17 protein-coding genes and 1 pseudogene are annotated in these 17753 nt (G+C 65.0%); 10 read left to right on the top strand and 8 right to left on the bottom strand.

Features of this window, described 5'->3' with window-relative positions; translation table 11 throughout:
* Positions 1 to 268, top strand: a 268-nt coding sequence (locus JOY90_RS09030) for an isoprenylcysteine carboxylmethyltransferase family protein (RefSeq protein WP_291690797.1), incomplete at its 5' end; no start/stop codon positions are given.
* Between the two features lie 237 nt (positions 269 to 505).
* Here the strand turns inward: JOY90_RS09030 and JOY90_RS09025 are convergent.
* Positions 506 to 955 (bottom strand): hypothetical protein, encoded by a 450-nt coding sequence (locus JOY90_RS09025; protein ID WP_291690796.1) that lies wholly within the window; start codon positions 953 to 955, stop codon positions 506 to 508.
* 949 nt (positions 956 to 1904) lie between these two features.
* Between JOY90_RS09025 and JOY90_RS09020 the strand changes: the two genes are divergently transcribed.
* The 4 genes from JOY90_RS09020 (at position 1905) to JOY90_RS09005 (ending at position 4941) form a co-directional block, all read left to right on the top strand.
* Positions 1905 to 2966, top strand: a complete 1062-nt coding sequence (locus JOY90_RS09020; RefSeq protein ID WP_291690795.1) for an amidohydrolase family protein — start codon at positions 1905 to 1907, stop codon at positions 2964 to 2966.
* A gap of 155 nt (positions 2967 to 3121) precedes the next feature.
* Positions 3122 to 4234 (top strand): amidohydrolase family protein, encoded by a 1113-nt coding sequence (locus JOY90_RS09015; RefSeq protein ID WP_291690794.1) that lies wholly within the window; start codon positions 3122 to 3124, stop codon positions 4232 to 4234.
* Complete coding sequence (locus JOY90_RS09010; RefSeq protein ID WP_291690793.1) at positions 4234 to 4659, top strand: Rieske (2Fe-2S) protein; 426 nt, start codon at positions 4234 to 4236, stop codon at positions 4657 to 4659. Before JOY90_RS09015 ends, JOY90_RS09010 begins: the two co-directional genes overlap by 1 nt.
* A gap of 75 nt (positions 4660 to 4734) precedes the next feature.
* On the top strand, positions 4735 to 4941 hold the full coding sequence (locus JOY90_RS09005) for a hypothetical protein (RefSeq protein ID WP_291690792.1): 207 nt from the start codon (positions 4735 to 4737) through the stop codon (positions 4939 to 4941).
* Between the two features lie 18 nt (positions 4942 to 4959).
* On the opposite strand, the gene JOY90_RS09000 is transcribed toward JOY90_RS09005, so the two are convergent.
* Both JOY90_RS09000 and JOY90_RS08995 read right to left on the bottom strand, forming a co-directional pair.
* Positions 4960 to 5520, bottom strand: coding sequence for a DUF2478 domain-containing protein (locus tag JOY90_RS09000; RefSeq protein ID WP_291690791.1), 561 nt, complete (start codon positions 5518 to 5520; stop codon positions 4960 to 4962).
* Between the two features lie 79 nt (positions 5521 to 5599).
* Positions 5600 to 7012 (bottom strand): aldehyde dehydrogenase family protein, encoded by a 1413-nt coding sequence (locus JOY90_RS08995; RefSeq protein ID WP_291690790.1) that lies wholly within the window; start codon positions 7010 to 7012, stop codon positions 5600 to 5602.
* Positions 7013 to 7179: 167 nt separating this feature from the next.
* Between JOY90_RS08995 and JOY90_RS08990 the strand changes: the two genes are divergently transcribed.
* The gene (locus tag JOY90_RS08990; RefSeq protein WP_291690789.1) at positions 7180 to 7557 is read left to right on the top strand and encodes a hypothetical protein; all 378 of its coding nucleotides are present in this window, start codon (positions 7180 to 7182) and stop codon (positions 7555 to 7557) included.
* Positions 7558 to 7665: 108 nt separating this feature from the next.
* On the opposite strand, the gene JOY90_RS08985 is transcribed toward JOY90_RS08990, so the two are convergent.
* Entirely contained in the window at positions 7666 to 8514 is an 849-nt protein-coding gene (locus JOY90_RS08985; RefSeq protein WP_291690788.1) for an SDR family NAD(P)-dependent oxidoreductase, read from the bottom strand.
* A 202-nt stretch (positions 8515 to 8716) separates the two neighbouring features.
* Here JOY90_RS08985 and JOY90_RS08980 point away from each other — a divergent pair, with 202 nt between their 5' ends.
* Entirely contained in the window at positions 8717 to 10213 is a 1497-nt protein-coding gene (locus tag JOY90_RS08980; protein WP_291690787.1) for an aldehyde dehydrogenase family protein, read from the top strand.
* A gap of 161 nt (positions 10214 to 10374) precedes the next feature.
* On the opposite strand, the gene JOY90_RS08975 is transcribed toward JOY90_RS08980, so the two are convergent.
* From JOY90_RS08975 to JOY90_RS08965, 3 genes are all read right to left on the bottom strand, one after another.
* Positions 10375 to 12039 carry a thiamine pyrophosphate-binding protein gene (locus tag JOY90_RS08975; RefSeq protein WP_291690786.1) on the bottom strand — a complete coding sequence of 555 codons (1665 nt, stop codon included), beginning with the start codon at positions 12037 to 12039 and terminating at the stop codon, positions 10375 to 10377.
* Between the two features lie 194 nt (positions 12040 to 12233).
* Positions 12234 to 12716, bottom strand: a complete 483-nt coding sequence (locus JOY90_RS08970) for a GFA family protein (protein WP_291690785.1) — start codon at positions 12714 to 12716, stop codon at positions 12234 to 12236.
* 134 nt (positions 12717 to 12850) lie between these two features.
* A complete protein-coding gene (locus JOY90_RS08965) occupies positions 12851 to 13978 on the bottom strand; it encodes an alkene reductase (protein WP_291690784.1) in 1128 nt (375 codons plus the stop codon).
* Positions 13979 to 14079: 101 nt separating this feature from the next.
* Here JOY90_RS08965 and JOY90_RS08960 point away from each other — a divergent pair, with 101 nt between their 5' ends.
* Complete coding sequence (locus tag JOY90_RS08960) at positions 14080 to 14463, top strand: winged helix-turn-helix domain-containing protein (protein ID WP_291690783.1); 384 nt, start codon at positions 14080 to 14082, stop codon at positions 14461 to 14463.
* A gap of 143 nt (positions 14464 to 14606) precedes the next feature.
* On the opposite strand, the gene JOY90_RS08955 is transcribed toward JOY90_RS08960, so the two are convergent.
* Positions 14607 to 15995 (bottom strand): LLM class flavin-dependent oxidoreductase, encoded by a 1389-nt coding sequence (locus tag JOY90_RS08955; protein WP_291690782.1) that lies wholly within the window; start codon positions 15993 to 15995, stop codon positions 14607 to 14609.
* A 408-nt stretch (positions 15996 to 16403) separates the two neighbouring features.
* Between JOY90_RS08955 and JOY90_RS08950 the strand changes: the two genes are divergently transcribed.
* Both JOY90_RS08950 and JOY90_RS08945 read left to right on the top strand, forming a co-directional pair.
* On the top strand, positions 16404 to 17321 hold the full coding sequence (locus JOY90_RS08950) for an amino acid ABC transporter substrate-binding protein (protein WP_291690781.1): 918 nt from the start codon (positions 16404 to 16406) through the stop codon (positions 17319 to 17321).
* A gap of 214 nt (positions 17322 to 17535) precedes the next feature.
* A pseudogene (locus JOY90_RS08945) lies at positions 17536 to 17753 on the top strand (amino acid ABC transporter permease); the annotation flags it as partial.

Raw genomic sequence — 17753 nt, 5'->3', positions numbered from 1 at the left:
GCCACCACGCAATCTCGTGGTGAGCGGATTATATCGCTATGTGCGCAATCCGATTTATGTTGCAGTCGTTGCCGTCATTCTTGGTCAGGCGGTGTTATTCGCCGACTGGCATCTCCTCGGCTACGGCACGTTGCTCTGGCTCTTTTTTCACACTTGGGTAGTTGCCATTGAGGAGCCGGGGCTCCGCGAAAGCTTCGGAGCCGAGTATGAAAACTATTGCGCCAATGTGCCGCGCTGGCTTCCCCGTCTCGCTGCGCGAGCCGTCTAACCGATTTGATGTTCGGTGAGGTCGAAACGTCTGAATCTGGCCCAGGCGGCATCATGAACCGCTTGCCGCCGGCATCGTGGCCGTCAAGGGCGTGCTCGACCTGATGAGCTATGCAACCAAGCTCGGCAAGCAGACGATCGAGGTACTCAACGAGAACTCACGGGGCGGATCATGATCCGCCGTCACGAGAATTCCGAGACGGCGGGTTACGCCTTCGGCCGCAACCCGCCCTGCGCGCTAGCGGCAGGCCGGATAGCCGAAGCGCTTGACGATGTCGCGGCCTGAGATCGGATGAAAGGTGAACGTATCCATGTAGTGGTTGTCGGTGACGTACTGGCGCAAGGCGGCGTTATACTTGCTGAGCATTTCCTGCGTGGTGGAGGGATTGATGATGCCTTTCTGCATCGAACCGCCGGCGTGAAACAGCAGGGTCGCGCCCGGTGCAATGCAGACGTTGCGTATCGAGAGAAACATCGTGCAGGCGGATTGACAGTGACCGTCGATGCGAAAGCGCTCGCCCGACGCATTGTACTGCCGGATCACGGCCAGGAACTGCTCAAAAACGGCTCGGTTGGGTGCGCCGTAGCCCATGTGCAGCGCTGATACGGAGCCGTCGGCATGGGCCGGCTGTCCCGCGAAAGCGCAGAAGATGTAAAAGAGCGCGAGCCTGCTCGACGCGCGCACCAATTGTTGCCACCTATGCAGGGCGCCCTCCCAGATCGATTGAATTTTGATTGACACTTGCGTCCCGAAAGGTACGCGAGACTCGGAATTCGAATGAAGGACGCAATTTGGGCGCCGACCGACGGAAGTCAAGTGGATCGCGCGCAGCGCCTGGGGCGGATCATGATCCCCCGTTGCGCGAATGCAGAACGGCGGGTTACGCCTTGGGCTCCAACCTGCCCTCGAGATTGGAGCGACCAGGCTCGACGGGCGAATCGACGTCGGTTCTTGGACCGGCGCTTACGCTCCCGATGCGTTGAGCACGCGAAATCGCGTGCGCGACGGGACGAATTTCGTGAGGCGCTTCAAGGTGGAATCGGGTGTCCAGATCGCCGCGCAAAAATATTTTCCTTTCTTTTTTACCGAAATTAACGCATTATGTCGCCATCCCGCTCCGACACGAGGGGCGTATCGCGATCGTCACGACACGCGGGGCGGGGATGCGGTGGACGCGACGGGGCTGCTGGACGAGCGGCATCGGGGCGGACGGCAAAGGCGTGTGGTCCTGATATCCCGACGCTGATATCAAGTCTCGCGGATGATGAGCTGCGAGGCGATGGTGGCCAAGAAGCCCGGCGCACCAGGGAGAGCGCGCTATACGCCGTAAAACCATCGCGCAGGGAAGGCCGGGTTATCAGGCTGAACCTGTGGTCCTGCCCCGTGCGTTCTTGTTGCACGGGGGCCATGGGTGCCAGCCGGCACCCGGTCTTCCCTGCGCCCTCGATCGAGAGGGACATGACGACGCCAATCGACTCGGGGCCTCGGCGGCCCGCGAGAGCGATCGCGGCTGAAAACCAGCTGTCTGATATGCGAATCCGCGCCGACGATGGCCCTTGCGCCGCCCGATTTGTGCGGGCACTCTTTGAGGCAAATTCGGTGCGATGCGCCGGCGAAAAATCCAAAGGAAGCGCTCATGTCGTCCCTGCGGATCGACTGCGACATCCATCCCGCGGTGGGCGGGACGCGCACCACGCTGTTGCCCTATCTCGACGACCACTGGAAAGAGCAGGTGGTGAGCCGCGCAATCGACGGCCTCGATCTCACGAGCTATCCGCCGAACATGCCGCTCTCGGGCCGGCCGGACTGGCGGCCCGCCGGCGGCAAGCCGGGCAGTGACTTCAAGATGGTCCAGCGCGGCGCATTCGAGCAGCTCGGGTCGAGCCACGCCATCTGCAACGTGCTGTACGGCGCGCAGGCGGTGTTCGATCCCTACATGGCGTCCGGCTTCTGCAAGGCGATCAATGACTGGATCGCGGCCGAGTGGCTGTCGCAGGACATGCGGCTGCGCGCGTCGATCGTGGTGCCGATGCAGGCGCCGGATCTTGCGGTCGAGGAGATCGAGCGCCGCGCCGGCGACCGTCGCTTCGTATCGATCCTGGTGCTGGCGCAGGGCGAGACCTTGCTCGGCCGGCGGCACTTCTGGCCGGTCTACGCGGCCGCGGAGAAGCACAAGCTGCCGCTCGCGATCCATGCCGGCAGCCAGTACCGCACGGCGCCGAGCTCGGTCGGCTGGCCGTCCTATCGCTACGAATATTACTTCGTCGAGGCGGCGGCGTTTCAGGCGCAGCTTTTGAGCCTGATCTATGAGGGCGTGTTCGGCAAGTTTCCGGGGCTGAAGGTCGTGCTGATGGAATCCGGCGTGAGCTGGCTGCCCGCCTTCATGTGGCGCGCCAACAAGACCTGGCGCGGCGTGCGGGTCGAGGTGCCCTGGGTCGAGCGCGAGCCGGCTGCGCTGATCCGCGATCATGTCCGCGTCACCATGCAGCCGTTCGACGCGCCGCCGGACGCGGGCGGCGTCGAGGACGTCATCGACCAGATCGGCTCGGACCAGATGTTCCTGTTCGCCTCCGACTATCCGCACTGGCAGTTCGACGGCGACGACCCGATTCCACCGAACCTGCCCAAGAGCATCGTCGCGCGCATGTGCGCCGACAACCCGCTGGAGACGTTCCCGCGGCTGAAGCTGGACGCGTGAAGCATGTTGATATTGAACGCAGCCATCGCGGCAGCGAAGGTGCTTCACCTCTCCCCATCGGGGCTAAGGTGTGCACACCTTAGCCCTACGGGAGAGGTGAAATCTGCGGCTGCTTCGAGCGCCAGTAAATTTGAGCGCTAATAAAGGAGGATCGCATGAGTGACGTCATCGACCGCCCTATCCTCGAGAAGGAAGCGACCGCTGCGACGCGGCTGCGCATCATCGATTGCGATGTTCATCCGAGCATCCATGCCCATTCCGACCTGAACGCGTTCCTGCCGAAACGCTGGCAGGAGCACATGAAGACCTATGGCAGCCATCTGCGCACGCCCTACATCTACACCACACCCTATCCGCGCTCCTCGCCTTTGATCGCGCGGCGCGATGCGTGGCCGCCGACCGGCGGGCCGCCGGGCTCCGATCTCGCCTTCATGCGCAAGCAGCACCTCGATCCGCTCGACATCGAGTTCGGCATCCTGCAGGTGCTCGACCTCTTCATCTTCTCGCAGCAGAACCTCGAATTCGGCGCCGCGATCCAGCGCGCCATCAACGACTGGCAGCTCGCGTTCTGGGCGCATCGCGATCCCAGGCTGAAGGCGTCGATCCTGGCCGGGCAGGACGACACCGAGCTTGCGATCGCCGAGATCGAGCGCTGCGCCAAGACCGGTGAATACATCCAGATCAACGTGTCGCCGCGCGCCAACGAGCCGCTCGGCCGCCGCCGCTACTGGCCGATCTATGCCCGCGCCCAGGAGCTCGGCCTGCCGCTCGGCATCCATGTCGGCGGCTATGGTGGCCACGCGCCGACCGGCAGCGGCTGGCCGTCCTATTACTGCGAGGAGCACCAGTCGAACGCGCACACCATGGCCGCGCAGCTCGCGAGCCTCGTCATCGAGGGCGTGCCGGAGCGCTTCCCGAAATTGAAGATCGTGTTCATCGAGGGCGGCTTCGGCTGGATCGCCTCCGCCATGTGGCGGATGGACGCCCATTTCGAGCGCTTCCGCAACGAGGTGCCGCATCTGAAGCGCAAGCCGTCCGAATATGTGCGCGAGCAGTTCTGGTTCACCACCCAGCCGATCGACGAGCCCGACGAGGCGAAACATCTGCGCCAGCTCATCGAATGGGTCGGCATCGATCGCCTCCTGTTCTCGTCGGATTATCCGCACTGGGACTATGACGATGCGCGTTACGCCTTCAAGACGCCGCTGACGGAGACCGAGAAGAGCAAGATCTTCAACGCCAACGCCCGCGCGGTCTACAAGTTCTGATGCCCCGTCACATCGTCGCCCGCACAACCGACATCCCGCCCGGCGGCAACAAGGTCGTGGCGGTCGACGGCCGCGACATCGTCGTGTTCCACGTCAATGGCGAGTTCTTCGCGTTGCTCAACCGCTGTCCGCACGAGGGCGCGCCGCTGGACAAGGCGGCCTGCGTCGCGCGATTGATCTCTCCGGAGCCCGGAGTCTATCAGCGCTCACGGATCGGTGAGCTGTTGCGCTGCCCGTGGCACGGCTGGGAATTCGACATGCGCAACGGCCAGTCCTGGTTCGACCCAAAGCGGTTCAAGGTCCGTTCCTATCCGGTGGCGGTCGAAACCGGCGAGGAACTCGCCGAGGAGATGAAAAAGGGCCCGTATGTCGCCGAGACCTTTCCTGTGCACATCGAGGACAGCTATGTCGTCCTGGAGGCCTGAAGCCGGATTCCGCGCTTGGACTGTCACATGGATGCGCTAAAAGCAGCCGGCGTTTCCATGGCGGGGTTTGGGTGAATGTCGAAACAGGCGATGCGTGAAGAGGCCGAGCGGCTGATCCGCGAATCCATGGCGAAGAAGCCGCTGGTCATCAAGCAGGGCAATACCCGCGTCGATGCGGTCTGCGGCAAATGCGGTGCGCCGAACCGTCTCTCGGCCGAGCGCGGTGCCCGCCGCGTGCAGTTCGCCTGCAAGGAATGCGGCCACAAGCAGGAGACGCTGTAGGAGCGGCGGTTCGCAGTGCTACTTGAACACCGCGCAGAAACAGCTCCGGTCGGGCGCGACCAGCGAGGGCGAACGCAGCGAGACGTGGGACCACCATGCATCCAGCGCCTCGCGGTTGCAGGCGAGCTTCACGCTCATGCCGGAAGCGAACCTGATCCAGTCGGCGAAGTGATGGCTGGACACTGCGATCACCAGGGGGATGTCGGCATCGATGGCGCGCGCGATCACGTGACCGAGGCCCTTGCCGTCGCGCTCGCGCTTGCCGAAGCGGTTGATGATCACGAGATCGGCGCCGTCGTCGACCGCGCGGACGACCCGGGCGCCGGCATCCTCGAGCCGGCGGATGTCCAACCGGCAGCCGGTCGCGGCCGGGTCGAACTCCTGCGCCAATGTCAGCGTCTCGCCGCTGTGCACCAGCAGCGCCGACAGGCTGGAATCGGCGCACTGGCCGGCCTGCACCATGCCGACCGCGCGAAAACCTTTCGCGTTCAGGTCGGCGGCAAATGCGCGCAGCAGCTCGTCGGGGTCGTCGTGCGGCTCGTAGACCAGGGCGGCGAGGTCGCATTGTGCGTCGAACATGATGACCCTCGTTGATTTCCCCAGCCCCGCCGTCGGAACGAGGGATCGCGGCACTCTTCCGCGATCCCATCACCCCTGCTTACGCGCTGGCGCCCGGCCCGTTGATGATCTGAAGCTGGGTGAACTCCGCCAGACCCTCCTCGGCGAACTCGGTGCCGATGCCGGACTGCTTGGCGCCGCCGAACGGGATGTGCGGGGCCATGTCGAGATGCTTGTTGATCCAGACCGTGCCGGCCTCGATCTGTTGCGCGACCTCATGAGCACGCTTGGTGTCGGACGACCAGACCGACGCGCCGAGGCCGTAGGTCGTGGCGTTGGCGCGGCGGATCACGTCATCCTTGTCGGAATATTTGATCACCGGCAGCACCGGACCGAACTGCTCCTCGTCGACCAGCCTCGAGCCCTCCTGGATGTCGCGCACGATGGTCGGCTCGATGAAATAGCCGGGCCGATCCATCGCCGAGCCGCCGGCGATCACGTTGCCGTTCCTGCGGGCGTCCTCGAGGAAGGCCTTCACCTTCTCGTACTGCATCCTGTTCTGCAGCGGCCCGAGCTTGGTGCCCTGCTTGGAGCCGTCGTCGACCACGGTGTTCTTGGCGATCGCGACCAGCTCGTCGCAGAGCTGATCATAGACGGATTCATGAACGTAGAGCCGCTTGATGGCGAGGCAGACCTGGCCGGAATTCTGGAACGCACCTTCGAAGATGCCCGGCGCGACCTTCTTCGGATCGACGTCGTCGAGCACGATGCCGGCGTCGTTGCCGCCGAGCTCGAGCGTGATCCGCTTCAGGGTCTGCGCCGCGCTCGCCATCACCTTCTGTCCCGTCGCAGACGAGCCGGTGAAGGAGATCTTGCGGATGTCCGGGTGCTTGGTCATGAAGTCGCCGAGGTCGTTGGCGTCGGTGATGACGTTGAGCACGCCCTTGGGCAGGATGTCCTTGATCGGCTCGGCGAAGCGCAGCGTCGAGAGCGGCGTGGTCGGCGCAGGCTTCACCACCAGCGTGTTGCCGGCGAGCAGCGCCGACGGCAGCTTGAAGCTGAGGATCAGGAGCGGATAGTTCCAGGGAATGATGGCGCCGACGACGCCGAGCGGCCGGCGATAGGCTTCGACCTTGCGGTCGCCGGAATTCTCGATCACCTTCATCGGCAGCTCCAGCGAGCCGAGATAGCGGAAGAATGCCGCCATGCCGAGCACCTCGCCGGTCGCGTCCGCCAGCGGCTTGCCCTGCTCGCTGGTGAGGATCCGCGCCAGCTCGCCCGAATGGGCCTCGATCACGTCGGCCATCTGGGTCACGAGCTTGCGGCGCTCCTCGATCGGCGTCGCGGCCCAGGCCGGATAGGCGGCCTTCGCGGCGGCGACGGCGCGGTCGAGCTGCTCCTTGGAGGCGCGCGGGCACTGCACCAGCACTTCCTCGGTCGCAGGGTTGAGGACCGGCATGGTGAGGTCCCCGGGGACCATCTGGCCGTCGATCAGAAGGTTGTAGTCGCTCATAGGCTATGCTCTCCCTTGGGTTCGGCCCGTTCAGCCTTCGTTATATCGCAATCGATATCACGAATGACGGCCGAAGACCATGGCTGGCGCGTGCAATCGCGGCTGGACAAGGGCTTCGATCACGATATATTTTTGAGCATATAACGAAGCTGGTGCGGAGCGTGCCGATGGAGATCGAGACCCAGTCGCTGACGAGCTGCGAGGTCTCCTCGGACGGCGGCGCGATCTCGCTCGGCTTCGTCGATTCCGCAGGTCAGCCTCAGACCATCCGACTGTCGATCAACCAGGTCGGCGCGCTGGCGATGACGCTGCCGGCGCTGATCAGCAAGGCGCTGCAGACCCGCTACGGCGACGACAGCCTGCGCTATGCCTATCCGCTGCAGTCCTGGCTGGTCGAGCAGTCCTCGGATCCGAGCCAGGTGATGGTGACGCTCTGCACGGTGGACGGCTTCAGCGTCTGCTTCTCGCTGCCCCGCGCGCAGCAGAGCGAGCTCGGCGAGGCGCTGGTCGCGGAGTGCACTGCCGAAGTGAGCCGACCAAACTAGCTGCGAGTCCGTATTTCGTGGGTGGGTAGCGAAGCGCAACCCGCCGCTCGTCCGCACGAAATGACGGGCTACGCCTTCGGCTGACCGACCCTACAGCTCCTCGCCGGATCAAGCACCTTTCACGAACGCGGCGAATGCATCGCCATAGTCCTTGTGCCAGCGCGACAGCGGCGGGCGGTTCTCGACGATGTCGCCGGCCGCCCACAGGATGCGTCGCTCGTCGAGGCTGCGCGGCACGTCGTTGTCCGGGCAGAGAATGTAGAAGTCGCCAGCCGCGACATGCTCGATCATGAAGTCGACGGTCTGTTCCGCCGTCCAGGCGCCGGCCGGCTTCTCGGTGCGGCCGCGCGCGGTGAGGCCGGTGAAGACAAAACCCGGGATGAGCAGATGTGCGCTCACCTGGCAGTTCGGCGTGCTGCGCAATTCGTGCTGCAGAGCCTCGGTGAACGCCTTTACGCCGGCTTTGGAGACATTGTAGGCGGCATCACCGGGCGGCGTGGTGATGCCCTGTTTCGAGCCCGTGTTGATGATCAGGCCCGGCCGGCCACGCGCGACCATACCGGGGGCGAACACCTGCGAGCCGTTGATGATGCCCCAGAGATTGACGGCGAGGATCCGCTCCCAGGTCTCATGCGGGCCGAACATCCCGCTGCCCGGCTGGATGCCGGCATTGTTCATCACGATGTCGGCGCCGCCGAACCGCCGCTCGACCGCGCGCGCGAGCTCCTTGACATCGTCGATATTGCCGACGTCGGTCACCGTCGTCATCACGCGGTCGGCGCCGGCAGCGATCGATGACAATTTCGTGGAGGCCGCTTTCAGGCGGTCCTCGCCGAGGTCGGCAATACAGACCTTCATCCCCATCTGGACGAAGCGCGTCGCGGCGGCGAGCCCGATGCCGGACGCGCCTCCGGTGATCACGGCGACATGGCCTTCTGACATGACGGGATGCGGCACGGGAAACTCCTGCAAAATGACCGGACGTCAGTGGACTATGCCACAGAGCCACGATGGTTTCACCCGGCCGGGCATAGGAGGTCTTCCTGCAGTCCGGGGCGGACGGCTTTACCGAAATGGCTCGACGTTGTAGAAAGATAAATATAACGATCGCGCCAGATCGTCGCAGAAACCCGTTTCAACGACATCGAGGGAGAGCAGCATGGCTGTATCACAGGCTATTCCGATCACGCGCCATCCATATGCGGACGGCTCCTACAAGAAGATGCTGATCGAGGGCCAATGGGTCGATGCCGCCTCCGGCAAGCGCTTCGAGACCCTCAATCCCGCGACCGGTGAGGTGCTGGCGACCGTCGCCGAGGGTGACGCCGGGGACGTCAACCACGCGGTCGCCGCCGCTCGCCGCGCCTTCGAAGGCCCGTGGAGCAAGGTCAAGCCGTTCGAGCGGCAGAGCCTGCTGCTCAAGCTCGCCGATCTCGTCGAGAAGAACTTCGAGGAATTGTCGCAGCTCGACACGCTCGATATGGGGGCGCCGATCAGCCGCACCCGCGGCAACAAGCTCCGCGTGCTCGGCATGCTGCGCTATTACGCAGGCCAGGCCACCGCGCTGCACGGCGAGACCATCGAGAACTCGCTGCCCGGCGAGATCTTCTCCTACACGCTGAAGGAGCCGGTCGGCGTGGTCGGCGCCATCATTCCCTGGAACGGGCCGCTTGGCGCCAGCGTCTGGAAGATCGGGCCCGCGATCGCGACCGGCTGCACCGTGGTGCTGAAGCCGGCGGAGGAGGCGCCGCTGACCTCGCTGCGGCTTGCCGAGCTCTGCCTGGAAGCCGGCGTGCCGCCCGGCGTCGTCAACGTGGTGCCGGGCTACGGCGAGACCGCGGGCGCGGCGCTCGCCTCCCATCCGGACGTCGACAAGGTCGCCTTCACCGGCTCGCATCTCACGGGCCAGTCGATCGTGCGCGCATCCGCCGGCAATCTGAAGCGCGTCTCGCTCGAGCTCGGCGGCAAGTCGCCGGACATCGTGTTCGCGGATGCCGATCTCGATGCGGCGGTGCCGGGTGCCGCGATGGCGGTGTTTGCGAATTCGGGGCAGATCTGCTCCGCCGGCACGCGGCTGTTCGTCGAGAGCAAGGTCTATGACGAGTTCGTCGGCCGTGTCGCCGAGTTCGGCAAGAAGCTGAACGTCGGCAACGGGCTCGATCCGAACACGCAGATCGGTCCGCTGGTATCGCAGCAGCAGCTCGAGCGCGTCTCGGGCTATTTCGACATCGGCCAGAAGGAGGGCGCCAAGGCGCTCGCCGGCGGTGCGCGGCTCACCGAGGGCGCGATGTCCAAGGGCTATTTCGTGCCGCCGACCGTGTTCGCCAACGTCCAGGACAACATGCGGATCGCGCAGGAGGAGATTTTCGGTCCCGTGATCTCCGCGATCTCGTTCAAGGACTCGGACGACCTGATCAAGCGCGCCAATGCCACGACCTTCGGTCTCGGCTCCGGCGTGTGGACCACCAATGTCTCCAAGGCCCACCAGGTAGCGAAGGCGCTGCGCGCCGGATCGGTGTGGGTCAATTGCTATCAGGCCATGGATCCGGCGGTGCCGTTCGGCGGCTACAAGATGAGCGGCTACGGCCGCGAGTCCGGCAAGCAGCACGTCGAGGAATATCTCAATGTCAAGGCAGTGTGGGTGAAGACGGCCTGAGGCGGCTTGTTTCATGCGAGTCTGTAGGGTGGGCAAAGGCGCGCAGCGCCGTGCCCACCCTTCCTGCGACAGCACGCTTCTGAATGGTGGGCACGCTTCCACCTTGGCGCGTTGAACGACCGTGCATTTGCTCGCTTAGCCCACCTACGGAGCTTACCTCACTAGTTCACCGCGTTGCTCAGCATCACCTCGATCAGCTTGGCGCCGGGGCGGTTGAAGGCGTCCGACAGTTTCGGCTTCAGCTCGGCGGGATCGCTGATCCGGATCGCCTCAAGCCCGAGCGACTTTGCGAGCCCTGAGAAATCCACCGGCGGATCGACGAAATCCATGCCGACATAACGGTCGTCGCCATGGAAGGCGAGGAGCCGCTGCTTGATGATGCGGTAGCCGCCGTTGTTGGCGATCACCACATTGAGCGGCAGCTTGTGGTTGGCCGCGGTCCACAGCGCCTGGATCGAGTACATCGCGCTGCCGTCGCCGGAGAAGCACACCACTGGCCGCGCCGGATTGGCGAGGCTGATACCGACGGAGGCCGGCAGGCCCCAGCCGATCCCGCCGGAGGCCAGTGCGTGATAGCCGTAGCGGTCGCGGTGCGGGCGCAGCGCGTTGAGCTGCCGGCCGGAGGTCAGACCCTCGTCGACCAGGATCGCCTGCTCCGGCATCACCTCGACGAGGCGCAGGGTCAGGTAGTCGGGATCGATCGGCGCCTTGCCGCTCGCTTTCGAAATCTGCTCGATCAACGGCTTCCGCCGCGCGCTCCAGTTCTTTGGCGCCAGCTCCGCCAGCCCCTGCTTCGCGCGCGTCTCCAGCGCGGCCCCGCCCGCTTCCTTCAGCGCGGGGATTAACGCACGCAGCGTCTCCTTGACGTCGGCCTTGATCGCGAACTCGGCGCCGTAGTTCTTGGCGATGTCCCAGTCAACCAGGCCGATCTGCGCGATCGACAAGCCGTCCGGCAGCGGATCGACCTCGCTATAGACCGACATGCGCAATGGCTCGGCGCCGAGCGCAATCATCAGATCGTAGGGCGAGAGCACCTCACGCACCTGCTTCTGCAGGCGCGACAGTGCGCCCATGAAGCTCGGGCTCTCGGAGAGGAAATGCGCGCCATAGGGCGTCGACTGCTGATAGGCCGGACAGCCGAGCACGGAGGCGAGCTCGGCGGCCTCTGCCAGCGCATCGCTTTTCACGATCTCGTCGCCGGCGATGACCACCGGGCGCTGGGCTTTCAGGACGCGCTGGACCAGCGCCTGCAACGACTCCTCCGACGGCCGGACGCGCGTATCGATCCGGGTCGAGCGGCCGAGATCGATGCCGGCCTCGGCATTGAGAATGTCGCCGGGCAGCGAGATGAACACCGGACCGGTCGGCGGCGTGGTCGCGATCTTGGCGGCGCGGCGCACGATCCGCGGCAGGTCCTCCAGCCGCGTCACCTCGACCCCCCATTTCACCAAGGGCTCCGCCATCCGCACCAGCGGGCCGTAGAGCAGGGGCTCGGTCAGGCCGTGGCCCTGCTCCTGCTGGCCGGCAGTCAGGATCATGGGCGTGCCCGTGAACTGCGCGTTGTAGAGCGAGCCCATCGCATTGCCGAGGCCGGGCGCGACATGGACGTTGCATGCGACCAGCCTGCCGGAGGCACGGGAAAAGCCGTCGGCGATCGCCACCACCAGGCTCTCCTGCATCGCCATCACATAGGTGAGGTCCGGATGGTCCTTCAGCGCATGCATGATCGGCAATTCGGTGGTGCCGGGATTGCCGAACAGATGGGTGATGCCTTCGTCCTTGAGCAGCGCCAGGAACGCCGAGCGCCCGGTGATCTTGTTCTTCATGTCTCCTCCTCGCTTAGCGCCACATCACCAGACTTGCATGGCTCCGGCAACCGGGCGCGGTCATGGCTGCGTTGCGCGCGAGATCGACGGCGTGGTACTTATTTCAGCACTTGCTCGGTGCACCCTCTCCCACAAGGGGAGAAGGATGAGCAGCGAGTTCGCGGCGATCCGCTTTATCCAGATATCATCACCCATCAGAACATTCCCTCGCGCTCCTGCCGCTTCTTTTTCTTCGAGCGCTGCCAGACGATGCCTGGAAAGCCCTTCAGCGGCACCAGGGGCTCGCCGGTATAGGCCCATTCCTGCAGCTCCTCGATGGCGATGTGATAGAGCGGCTGCCGGCCGGTGCGACTGTCGAACAGCGCGCGGGGGATGTTCACCGTGTGCGGCCAGCGCGGACGTTCGTAGGTGAGCGACGTGCCGCAAATGGCGCAGAAGCCGCGCACGGTTTTGGTCGCCGCATCCTCATAGCGCGTGATGTCGGCTTCGCCTCGCGTGATGCGGAAGCGCTTGCGCCAGCTCCCGACATAGGTCGCATAGGCCGCGCCGTGCGCGCGCCGGCTCGCGGCGGAATGGTCGTGCCAGGCCCAGCGCGCCGGCACGTCGATTTCGAAGACGACCGCGCCGCACAGGCACTGGCCTTTGGCGATGCCGGCTGCTGGAGCTGCTCTGGCCATTGCGCGCGCCCGCTCTTGTAGCCCGGATGAGGAGCAACATCCAGGCGCATTGCCTCGTGGGTCCCGGATGTCGCTTCTGCCTTCGCTCTTCGAGCTTCGGCGGACAAGTCATTCATCCGCTCTACGTCGTCGCGTCACGCCGGCTCCATCGCATCATGGGTGGGATAGTCGGTGTAGCCCTCGGCCTCGCCGCCATAAAAGGTCTTGCGGTTGTAGGGTGTCAGCGGGAAGCCTTGCTGCAGCCGGCGCGGCAGGTCCGGGTTGGAGATGAAGATGCGGCCGAACGCGATGGCGTCGGCGTGGCCTTCCGCGATGGCGGCCTCCGCAATGTCGCCGGTGAAGCCGCCGGCGGAGATCAGGACGCCCTTGACGATCGGGCGGAACAGCACCATCGCCGAGGGCACGTTCTGCCAGTTCACCTCGGCGCGGCCGGCGCCCGAGGAGCGCGGCTCGATGAAGTGCAGATAGGCGAGGTGGAGCGGATTGAGCCTTTCGATCGCGTGGGTGTAGAGCGGCATCGGGTCGGCTTCGCCGGAGCCGTTGGCGATGCCATAGGGCGACAGCCGAACGCCGACGCGCTCCGCGCCCCACACCGCGATCACGGCCTCGGTCACCTCCATCAGGAAGCGCACGCGGTTCTCGATCGATCCGCCATACTGATCGGTGCGCAGGTTGGTGTGCGAGTGCAGGAACTGTTCGATCACATAGCCGTTGGCGCCGTGGATTTCCACGCCGTCGAAGCCTGCCGCCAGCGCGTTGCGCGCGCCGCTGCGGAACGCCTCGATGAGGCCGGCGATCTCGCTCGTCCGAAGCGCGCGCGGCGTCTCATAGGTCGTGACCCGGCCGTCCGCGGTCATGGTTTTCAGATCGGTCGGGATCGGCACCGCCGAGGGCGCGACCGGCAGCCCACCGCCGGGCTGGAACGAGGAGTGCGAGACGCGGCCGACATGCCAGAGTTGCAGGAAGATGACGCCGCCCTTGGCGTGGACGGCGTCGACCACCTCGCGCCAGCCCTCGACCTGTGCCTGCGAATAGATACCGGGCACGCCGGGACTGCCGAAACCGGAGGCGATCACCGGCGAGGCCTCGGCGATGATCAGCCCGCCCGGCGTCGCACGCTGGGCGTAATATTCGGCATTGAGCGGCCGGGGCGCGAGCGACGGCCTTGCAGCGCGCATGCGCGTGAGCGGTGCCATCACCAGGCGATGCGCAAGCTGGTAGGGGCCGACCTCGAGCGGCGAAAACAAGTGCGGATGGTTCATTGCTGCTCCGGGGAAATGCGCGCTGGCCCAGGGGAAGGCGCATCTTGTTCGGAAATCGCTCCGGTGGCAATGTGCCGCCCCAGCACGAGAGCAAGCCTTCCATGCACAAAGCCGCCGCGAGATCGCTTCCGTCCTTGAGCGTTCGCATCGACCTCGACCGCGAGGGCCGGATCGGGCCGGGCAAGATCGAGCTTCTGGAGAACATCCAGAAGCTCGGCTCGATCTCGGCTGCCGGCCGTGCCATGGACATGTCCTACAAGCGCGCCTGGGATCTGGTCGACGAGATCAACCGCATCTGCCGTCAGGCCGCGGTCGAGCGCCAGACCGGCGGCAGGAACGGCGGTGGCGCCGCACTGACGCCGTTCGGGCTTTCCTTGGTGGCGCGCTATCGCAAGATCGAGCGCGACGCGGCCAGCGCCGTGCGCAAGGAGCTGGCGGCGCTCTCCAGCGACATCGGCAAAGCAAGGAAGATTGCGGCGCGGTGAGAACTTGTAGGGTGGCCTAAGGCGTGAAGTGCCGTGCCCACCATCGTCTCCTCAACATGGTTCTCGAATGGTGGGCGCGCTTCTGTCTTCGCAGGGCGCGCTTCTGTGCACTTGGCCGCTCAGCCTACCCTACAAATCCTCCCCTATTCCGCCACCTTCGCCTGCACGCCGACCCGATATCGCACCGCCGGATGCGGCGCGGAGAGCCGCGCGCGGCCGGCGCCGAACAGTTTTTCGCGCAGGGTGCCGTTGGCGTATGCGGTCTTGTAGCGGCCGCGCCGGGTCAGCTCGGGCACGAGCAGTTCGGCAATGTCCTCGAAATCGCCGGGCGAGACCGCGAACGGCATGTTCAGGCCATCGACATCGGTCGCCTCGAACCAGGCTTCGATCGCGTCCGCCACCTGCGCAGGCGTGCCGACCACCACTGGGCCGATGCCGCCGATGCCGACATGCTCGGCGACCTCGCGCACGGTCCACACCCGATCCGGATCGGCGCGGGTGATGTTGTCCATCGCGCTGCGCCCCGCGTCGTTGGTGACGTGGCGCACCTCCTGCTCGAGCGCGAGCTGCGAGAAATCGACGCCGGTCCAGCCCGACATCAAGGTCAGCGCGCCCTCGGCGCTGATATGCGAGCGGTAGTCCTCATATTTGGCCTTCGCTTCCGCTTCGGTGCGGCCGAGGATCACCGTGAACATGTTGAACATCAGGATCTCGCGCGGGTCGCGGCCGATCTTTGCGGCCTGCTCGCGGATCGCCGCCACCCGCGGGCCGATCACCTTGGCCGAGGGGCCGGACATGAACACGCATTCGGCATGCTGGGCGGCGAACTGCCGTCCGCGCGGCGAGGTGCCGGCCTGGTACAAGACCGGCGTGCGCTGCGGCGACGGCTCGGCGAGATGGATCGCGTTGAGCCGGTAGTTCGGGCCTTCATGGGTGACGCGGTGCACCTTCGAAGGGTCGGTGAAGATGCCGCGGGCGCGGTCACGGATCGCGGCGTCGTCCTCCCAGCTTCCCTCCCAGAGCTTGTAGACCACCTCCATGTATTCGTCGGCGATGTCGTAGCGGTCGTCATGCGCGGTCTGCTTGTCCTTGCCCGAGCCGCGCGCGGCGCTGTCGAGATAGCCGGTGACCACGTTCCAGCCGATACGGCCTTCGGTGAGATGGTCGAGCGTCGACATTCTTCTGGCAAAGGGATAGGGCGGCTCGAACGACAGGTTCGACGTGACGCCGAAGCCGAGATGCTCGGTCACCGCGGCCATCGCCGAGATCAGAAGCAGCGGCTCGTTGGCCGGCGTCTGCGTGGCGTTGCGCAGCGCCGCGTCGGGGCTGTTGCCATAGACGTCGTAGACTCCGAGCACGTCGGCAAGGAACAGGCCGTCGAACCGGCCGCGCTCCAGCGCCTTGGCAAGGTCGAGCCAATAGGGCAGGCGGTGATAGTCGACGGTGCGGTCGCGCGGATGGGTCCACAATCCCGGCGATTGATGCGCCACGCAGTTCATGGCGAAGGCGTTGAGCCGGATCTCTTTTGTCATTTTTGGCGCGTGAGGCAGTGGAGGATGCAGCGGCAAATTGTTCCAATCCGCCCGGCTATTGCAAGTCCCAATCTCTGGAAAAGCGGGCCGCTCCCGGCAGTCCCTGGATCGAATGGGCGACGGTGCCCGGATGAGCATATCCTGCTCAGCGTGACCGAGGAGGCGCTCGGCCTCATGGCCGGGCCTGCTCTGGGACCTCGGCGAGCTGGGCCGTCCGTTGTGAGCGCAGCGCGGCCGTCGATCGACCGGGACGCCAGCGGCGCGTAGTTTGTCGCAATTGTCCAGGACACCCCCGATCCAGCTTGTCATCGACCGGTCCGGGGGCCGCTTGCCTCCAAAAGTCACATTCAACTCCGGCCCGGTTTATGCAAGCATCCCGGCCGGCTGATTCAAGAGGGGAATTCCAAGATGAAGCGACTGAAATTGCTGGGTTTTGCGCTGGCCGCCGCCTTTGGCGTCAGCCAGGCGCAGGCCGAGGAGCTGACCGGCACCCTGAAGAACATCAAGGAGACGGGCGCGATCACGCTGAGCTACCGCGATTCCTCGATCCCGTTCTCCTATCTCGACGACAACCAGAAGCCGGTCGGGTTTGCGATGGACATCTGCTACAAGATCGTCGACGCGATCAAGAAGGAGCTGAAGCTCGACAAGCTCGAGGTCAAGCTCGCGCCGGTGACGTCCTCGAACCGGATTCCGCTGATCGCCAATGGCACCGTCGATCTCGAATGCGGCTCGACCACCAACAATGCCGAGCGCCAGAAGCAGGTCGCCTTCACCAACACCCATTTCCTCACGGCAAGCCGCTACGTCTCGAAGAAATCGAGCAAGATCAATTCCATCGACGAGCTGAAGGACAAGCCCGTGGTCTCGACCGCCGGTACCACCAACATCAAGCAGCTCACCGAGGCCAACGCGGCGCGGCACCTCAACGCCAACATCATTCCGGCCAAGGACCACGCCGAGGCGTTCCTGATGGTGGAGACCGACCGTGCGGTGGCCTTCGTGATGGACGATATCCTGCTCGCGAGCCTGGTCGCCGGCTCCAAGGATCCGAGCGCCTATGTGATCTCGAGCGACGCTTTCTCGACCCCCGAGCCCTACGGCATCATGCTGCGCAGGGACGATCCGGCGTTCAAGAAAGTGGTCGATGCCGCCACCGCCGCGATCTACAGCTCCGGCGAGGGCCAGAAGCTCTACGACAAGTGGTTCATGCAGAAGATTCCGCCGAAGGGGCTGAACCTCAACACGCCGATCTCGGCCGAGCTCAAGGCCGAGTTCGCCAAGCCCTCGGATTCGCCGGACCCTGCTTCCTACAAGGTGAAGTGAATGACGAGCCTCGTGGAATGAGTGGCGATTGTCGATCTTTCGCGGACTCCTTCCTCTCCCCTCCCCCTTGCGGGGAGGAGGCGGGGATGGAGGTAGCCACAAGCACCGCCGTTGCGGCTACCCCCCTCCCCAACCCTCCCCCGCAAGGGGGGAGGGAGCGCACTGCGCTTGCGGTCGCGGCTCGGATTGATGCCGCGGTGTGTCAGGAAGCCCCGTGAGCTATCACTGGAACTGGCGCATCTTTTTCGAGCACGATCCGAGCGGGTCCGGAACCTACCTCGAATTGCTGCTACGTGGTCTCGTGCTTACGATCGAGACCTCGCTGTTTGCCTGGCTGATCGCGCTGCTATGCGGATCGATCATCGGAGTTGCGCGGACTCTGCCAAACAAGACGGCGTCATGGATCGGTTTTTGCTATGTGGAATTTTTCCG

Source organism: Bradyrhizobium sp., from assembly GCF_019242285.1.
In the GTDB taxonomy this organism is placed as follows: domain Bacteria; phylum Pseudomonadota; class Alphaproteobacteria; order Rhizobiales; family Xanthobacteraceae; genus Bradyrhizobium.
This window is presented reverse-complemented; position numbering and strand designations above follow the sequence as displayed.